The sequence below is a fragment of the Streptomyces sp. NPDC002619 genome (assembly GCF_042889305.1).
GTDB lineage: Bacteria > Actinomycetota > Actinomycetes > Streptomycetales > Streptomycetaceae > Streptomyces.
The window spans coordinates 18,232-23,737 of the sequence record NZ_JBIAQV010000070.1 but is presented as its reverse complement, the minus strand read 5'-3'; the positions used below and the strand labels follow the sequence as shown (position 1 = coordinate 23,737).

The 5,506-nt window shown below is 67.8% G+C and carries 5 protein-coding genes and 1 pseudogene; 3 read left to right on the top strand and 3 right to left on the bottom strand.

Features of this window, described 5'->3' with window-relative positions:
• Positions 1-180 precede the first annotated feature (180 nt).
• From ACFYXB_RS42250 to ACFYXB_RS42240, 3 genes are all read right to left on the bottom strand, one after another.
• Positions 181-801 carry a YoaK family protein gene (locus ACFYXB_RS42250; RefSeq protein WP_389590525.1) on the bottom strand — a complete coding sequence of 207 codons (621 nt, stop codon included), beginning with the start codon at positions 799-801 and terminating at the stop codon, positions 181-183.
• Positions 802-1,270: 469 nt separating this feature from the next.
• Complete coding sequence (locus tag ACFYXB_RS42245) at positions 1,271-1,933, bottom strand: hydrolase (RefSeq protein ID WP_389590524.1); 663 nt, start codon at positions 1,931-1,933, stop codon at positions 1,271-1,273.
• A 513-nt stretch (positions 1,934-2,446) separates the two neighbouring features.
• Positions 2,447-2,860, bottom strand: coding sequence for an integrase core domain-containing protein (locus ACFYXB_RS42240; RefSeq protein ID WP_389590523.1), 414 nt, complete (start codon positions 2,858-2,860; stop codon positions 2,447-2,449).
• A 126-nt stretch (positions 2,861-2,986) separates the two neighbouring features.
• Between ACFYXB_RS42240 and ACFYXB_RS42235 the strand changes: the two are divergent.
• From ACFYXB_RS42235 to ACFYXB_RS42225, 3 genes and pseudogenes are all read left to right on the top strand, one after another.
• A pseudogene (locus ACFYXB_RS42235) lies at positions 2,987-3,646 on the top strand (IS5/IS1182 family transposase); the annotation flags it as partial.
• Between the two features lie 302 nt (positions 3,647-3,948).
• Positions 3,949-4,341, top strand: coding sequence for a DDE-type integrase/transposase/recombinase (locus ACFYXB_RS42230; protein ID WP_389590521.1), 393 nt, complete (start codon positions 3,949-3,951; stop codon positions 4,339-4,341).
• Positions 4,342-4,696: 355 nt separating this feature from the next.
• Positions 4,697-5,407 (top strand): VIT family protein, encoded by a 711-nt coding sequence (locus ACFYXB_RS42225; protein WP_389590520.1) that lies wholly within the window; start codon positions 4,697-4,699, stop codon positions 5,405-5,407.
• Positions 5,408-5,506: the final 99 nt, after the last annotated feature.

Genomic DNA, 5,506 nt, shown 5'->3' with positions numbered 1-5,506 from the left:
GGATCTTGCCGTTGCGGACCACGAGGTCGGCGAGGTGCTCGGTGGTGAGCGGAGGGAGGCCTGCCACAGGCATAGTGGCCATGGAAATCAACTCCAGTGAGCAGGGAGTTCTGAGAAGCTGGGTGAGGGGTGAAGCGGCTGCTGGGGGCCGCAGTGGGGCGGGAGTGACCAGGGCTTGAGTCAGCTGGAGGATGAGCTGCGGGGCACGGCCAGGGCGGCAGCAGCGGTACCGAACGTGCCGGCCAGCAGGGGCCAGCCAAGCCCCGTGTGCTGCACGAGCACGGCTCCCCCGAATGCGCCTGCCAGCATCGCCAGCACCGAGACCAGTCGGCGGCCGGCACGCGGATTTGTGCCGCCTGCCAGCGTCGAGTCGGACGCCAGTCCGGTCAAAGTGAGTGTCAGCACCGTCGTGGTCACATCCGGCACGGCGAGCTTGCGCACCGTCCCGTTCCGCAGACCCATGGCCAGCGCGATCAGGGCGATCAGTGCATAGACCGCATGGCTCGCGGCGAAGGCGACGGCGGTCGCCGTGGCCAGCAGCACCATTTCAAGCACCAGGGTCAAGCGCAGCCAATACGGCGCAGTACGGCCGCGCATCACGGTTTCCAGACGGCCGGCGAGCACCGCTCCGAGAAGGAAGGCGGCCAGCGACACCAGCGAGCCGAGCACCGAGAAGCCGGGCACACCGGCGGCGGCGAAGCCGATGATGACCACGTTGCCGGTCATGTTCGCCGTGAAGACATGGCCCAGGCCCAGGTAGCTGATCGCGTCGATGAGTCCGCTCACGGCCGTCGCGGTCATGAGGGACGGCAGCAGCGGCTCACGGCCGCCCGGCGCACGCTGAGCCGGCGGATGGTTGATGTTCACTGTCGTTTCCTTGGGTCACGGCCCGTGTTCGGTCTGGGTTGCTCTGACTGGAAAGCTCGTCCGCCCTGCCGGCTGGACGCTCTGCCGCAGGCATGGGCCGACTCCTGGGCCGTGTCCAGGATCTGGCCGAGGATCTCGACCAGCGTCCTCAGTCACCCGGCCAGTGGCCGGCGACACGGCCGCCGTGCTCGGTCCTGCACGTGGCGGCACCTCCCAGGGCCGCCCAACGGACCGTCACTCGCGGGCAGTTCGGCGACTGCCTGCAGTGGGTGGCATTTCCCCTGCGGCGCGAAATGACGCCCGCGCAGCTGGAACTACCGAACGTCGTGCACATCGAGGTCCTGGGCCCCGGGCCGGCGCCGGCCCGGGCAGTGCACCCTCGGGCCGGCGGCCCAGACGGCGGTCAGCCCGCGGCGTGGGCGCCAATGACGGACTGGGCGTAGACAACGCCGAGACCGTAGGCGCCGCCGTGCTCCTTGACGATCTCCATGACAGCGCCGTACGTCTCGGTACGGGCCCAGTCACGCTGCAGCTCGAGCAGCACCTGGATCCAGGTCACCGGCACCGCACCGGCCTTGGCCATCCGCCCGATGGCGTGCTCGTGAGCCTGCGGGGTGACACCGCCGGAAGCATCGGCCACCACGTACACCTCGTAGCCCTGCCCGAGCGCGGACAGCACCGGGAGCACGAGGCACACCTCGGTCCACAGCCCCGAGATGATGATCTTCTTGCGGCCGGTGGCCTTGATCGCCTCGACGACCCGGCCGTCCTCCCAGGTGTTCATCGTGGTGCGGTCGATGATCTCCTGGCCCGGGAAGACCTCGGCCAGCTGCGGCAGGATCGGACCGGAGAACGACTCGGCGGCCACGGTGGTCAGCACCGCCGGGACGTTGAACGCCTTGGCCGACTTCGCCAGGCCCACGGTGGCGTTGATGATCGCGGTACGGTCGCCGCTGCCGGTCCCGAAGAACATCTGCGGCTGATGGTCGACGAACAGCATCACGGAGTTGTCGGGAGTCAGCAGGTCCGGGCTGGGGGCGGCCTTGACATTGGAGACGTTGAACATGACGGGTTCCTTTTTTCTGGTATAGGCAGGGACGCAGACCTGGCGTGCCTGGAGGGTCGGCCGAAGACGCGGCCGACCCGTGCGAGCAGTCCCTGCAGTCGGTTCTTGGCTGCCGACATCGCGGCCTCCTTGGGTGTCGCGCCAGGGCGGTAGCCCGTCCCCCTGGAGGACGCTCACAGCAAGCAATCTTCTAAAGGAGCTACTTTCTCGCAAGAAGTTGACTAATGAACTAGATAGGCTCACGCCGCCACGCGGGCTCACCAATCCGGCGGTCGGATACCGTCCCCCCGGCCAGGAACCGGGCGCTGACGTCGATGGTGGCCGAGACGAGCTCACCGATCAGTGCGCGCTCATGCCCGTACCGCATGCACAGTCTGTGATGGATTGGCGCTGGGCACATCAGTCACATGACCGTGCGACAAGCGGATCACCTGCAGCAATGCCAGCACGCGACGTGACGTTGCGACCGCAGTCATATGACCGATGTGCGCCCTACCCGCAGGGATCGCTCACCTACTCGGCAACCGACGCAGGTCCGATACCTCCCGGGAACCCCCAGCTGTCGCGGCAGCCGTAAGTAGGGTCGGGGACTGGCGCGGTGGCTGATCCTCCGTTTCCAGTCCCCGCCGCTTCAAACCATGTGCGTGCCGACAACACCGTCACCTTATGCGACCTGCGCATATTCGTGGATGAGGCCACTGAGGCGTTCGCGCCGGATAACACGCGATGAGGCATCGATGGGGGGCGGTTCGGGCGCGCCGACACCGTCGGGCATCGCTGTCCGAGTGATCGGTGAGGCCGATGTCCGTTGTAGTGGTCGACGTACTCCTCGACGACGAGCTGCAGGTGGTGCTCGCCGGTGATCAGGACGCGGCCGGTGGCCTCGCGCCTGCAGGATCCGACCCAGCGCTCGGCGATCGCGTTCATCCGGGGAACGCCTGGGAGGATGGGCAGCACCTGGGCGCCGATGGCGGTGAAGACCGCGTCGAAGCCCTCAGTGAAGTAGCCGGCGTTGTCGCGGATCAGGTACCAGATGCCCGCGGCGCGCACGTCGTCCAGGAACTGCGGTGTGACCTGCGTTGGACGGCCGCCTGCGGGCTCGGTCTTAACGACATGGCGTTCGATCCGCCGCTGCTGGCGTAGTTCCGCCGCCGCCTTCCCCGTTCGGCCGGGCCCAGCCGGGTCTTCGAGGCGGTGCGGGAGATGGTGAAGGCCATCGGCGTGCTCAAGGGCAAGCACCGGCGGGCTCTGGATTCCACCGTGCTGGACGATGCGGTGGCCACGCAGGACACCGTCACCCAGCTCATCGCCGCGATCCGGGCGGTGATCCGCGAGGTTCCCGGCGCCGGCGAGGTCGCGGCGGTGCAGTGCACCGCCCGTGACTACACCGATCCCGGCAAGCCCCGCATCGCGTGGAGTGACGAGCAAGCCCGTGCTGAGCTGGTCGACGCCCTGGTCGGCGACGCGCTGCGGCTGCTGGGGCATCTGCCCGAGCAGGAACTGGGCGAGAAGGCGGCGAACGCGGTGGGCCTGCTGGCCCTGGTGGCCGGGCAGGATGTGGAGCCGGCCGAGGACTCCGATGGCCGCGACGGGTCAGCTGCTGCAACAGCCCGCCCTCGCTGGTCAGTTGCAGGCCCTCGTTACGGGCCCTGTCGACGAGCATCGCGATCAACTGCTCGTCGGTCGCCGTATTCGACGGTGCCCCGACAGCAGGCGGACCCGGGCTCACCGGCAGTCTTGGTCATCTGGCGTCTCCTTGATCATCAGATCCGCCGTTGATTAGACACTCCCAGTACCGACATGCCACTTGACCAGGCCGGATGATGTATCGGCACCCGCAGCGGGCCGCCGCACAAGCTTGCCCCCGCGCGCGAGGATCCGGATCGTGCGGATCCGCAGGTTTCCCACATGTGGGTCCGGCCACAACAGGATCACGCGGCCGTCGCAGACGGCCTGGGAGAGCTGCTGGATGACCTGGGCCAGGCCCTCGGCGACCTCGGAATCGTCGGCCGGGTGTGCGGCTCGGCAAGCGGGCCGCGGCTCCGGACTTCGTGCGGCGCGACCTCGCTGCGGGCGCCCCGGACCAGGTCTGGTGCGGCGAAATGACCGAGATAGTCACCAGTGAGGGCAAGCTCTACCTGGCTACGGCGATCGATCTGTTCTCCTGCCGCCCGCTCGGCTACGCGATGGGTGCCAGCCACGATGCCGAACTCGTCGTGGCGTCTTTGCAGATGGCCGCGACCACGCGTGGCGGAGATGTGAGAGGCGTGATCTTTCACTCGGATCGCGGCAGCGAACCCGGGTTCAAGGGCGCGTCGCAACGTTGGAGTCCAAGGGGAAGAATCATGAAGAAGTGCATATATCATCGGCGTGAATCCAAGCGGGTGGCACATTGGGCAGTCATTTGACAGAAGTCCCGCCACGAGAGCCCTTCTAGCATGAGCCGAATGCACACGGCTGAACTCATCGGTCATGACGACCAGTTGAGAACTTTGGACGAGCTCATCGACCGGCTGCCCGACGTTGGTGGTGCGATCTCACAGTTGGGCGGGCTGGGGGCAGGAAAACCCGGGTTACTGCGGGCCACGGCCAGGCACGCCCACGCTGTGGGGAGGCGGGTACCGGAGACGGTCGGCCGCACAGGCTCCACACCGCCCTTCAGCAGGCTGCACAAGACGCGGCGGCTCGTGCTTGGAATACTCGACGACTCCGTGCCCGCAGCTCAGCGCACGGTGATTACCTTTGGTGAGCGACGATATAACTGTGGGTAACAACAGCGGAAACATACATGGCAACGGCCTCGGGTCCCGGCTGAACTGGCTGCGGGCGGGAGTCCTCGGGGCGAACGACGGCATCGTCTCCACGGCCGGCCTGGTCGTCGGCGTCGCGGGCGCCCAGGCCGACTCCAACGCCCTGCTCGCGGCGGGCCTGGCCGGCCTGCTCTCCGGCTCGCTTTCGATGGCGTCCGGGGAGTACGTCTCGGTCAGCACCCAGCGCGACTCCGAGCAGGCCGCGCTGACCCTGGAGCGGGCCGAGCTGAAGGCGACCCCGGAGGCGGAACTGCAGGAGTTGACCGACCTGTATGTGGCCAAGGGCCTCACCCCGGAACTTGCCGACGAGGTCGCGGTTCAGCTCACCGCGCACGACGCCCTGGCCGCACATGCAGAGACCGAACTCGGCATCGACCCGGCGGAGCTGACGCACCCTTGGCATGCAGCGCTGTCAAGCTTCTTGTCCTTCACGGTGGGGGCGCTACTGCCGCTGCTCGCGATCGTCCTGCCGTCCAGGGGAATGCGGGTTCCGGTGACGGTCCTCTGCGTGCTTGTGGCCCTCATGATCTGCGGCTGGGGGAGCGCGCGCCTCGGCGGCGCGCCACCTGGGCGCGCCATCAGCCGCAACGTTGTCGGCGGCGCGCTCGCCATGGCCGCCACCTACGTGGCGGGCGTGCTCCTCTCGGCAAGCGGGGTCTCCTAGTACTCCAGCCGGCCTTCTATATTTCTCCTGGTCAACGGCCTGGCGGTGGGGAGTGCGGCGTGGGCACACGTTGGTGGGACGGCCTTGGACAGGCCGTCC

What these genes read in the sequence shown, in the direction of transcription:
- ACFYXB_RS42250 (WP_389590525.1), bottom strand. Translation starts at nt 801, where the DNA reads ATGACCGCGACGGCCGTGAGCGGACTCATCGACGCGATCAGCTACCTG.
- ACFYXB_RS42245 (WP_389590524.1), bottom strand. Translation starts at nt 1,933, where the DNA reads ATGTTCAACGTCTCCAATGTCAAGGCCGCCCCCAGCCCGGACCTGCTG.
- ACFYXB_RS42240 (WP_389590523.1), bottom strand. Translation starts at nt 2,860, where the DNA reads ATGAACGCGATCGCCGAGCGCTGGGTCGGATCCTGCAGGCGCGAGGCC.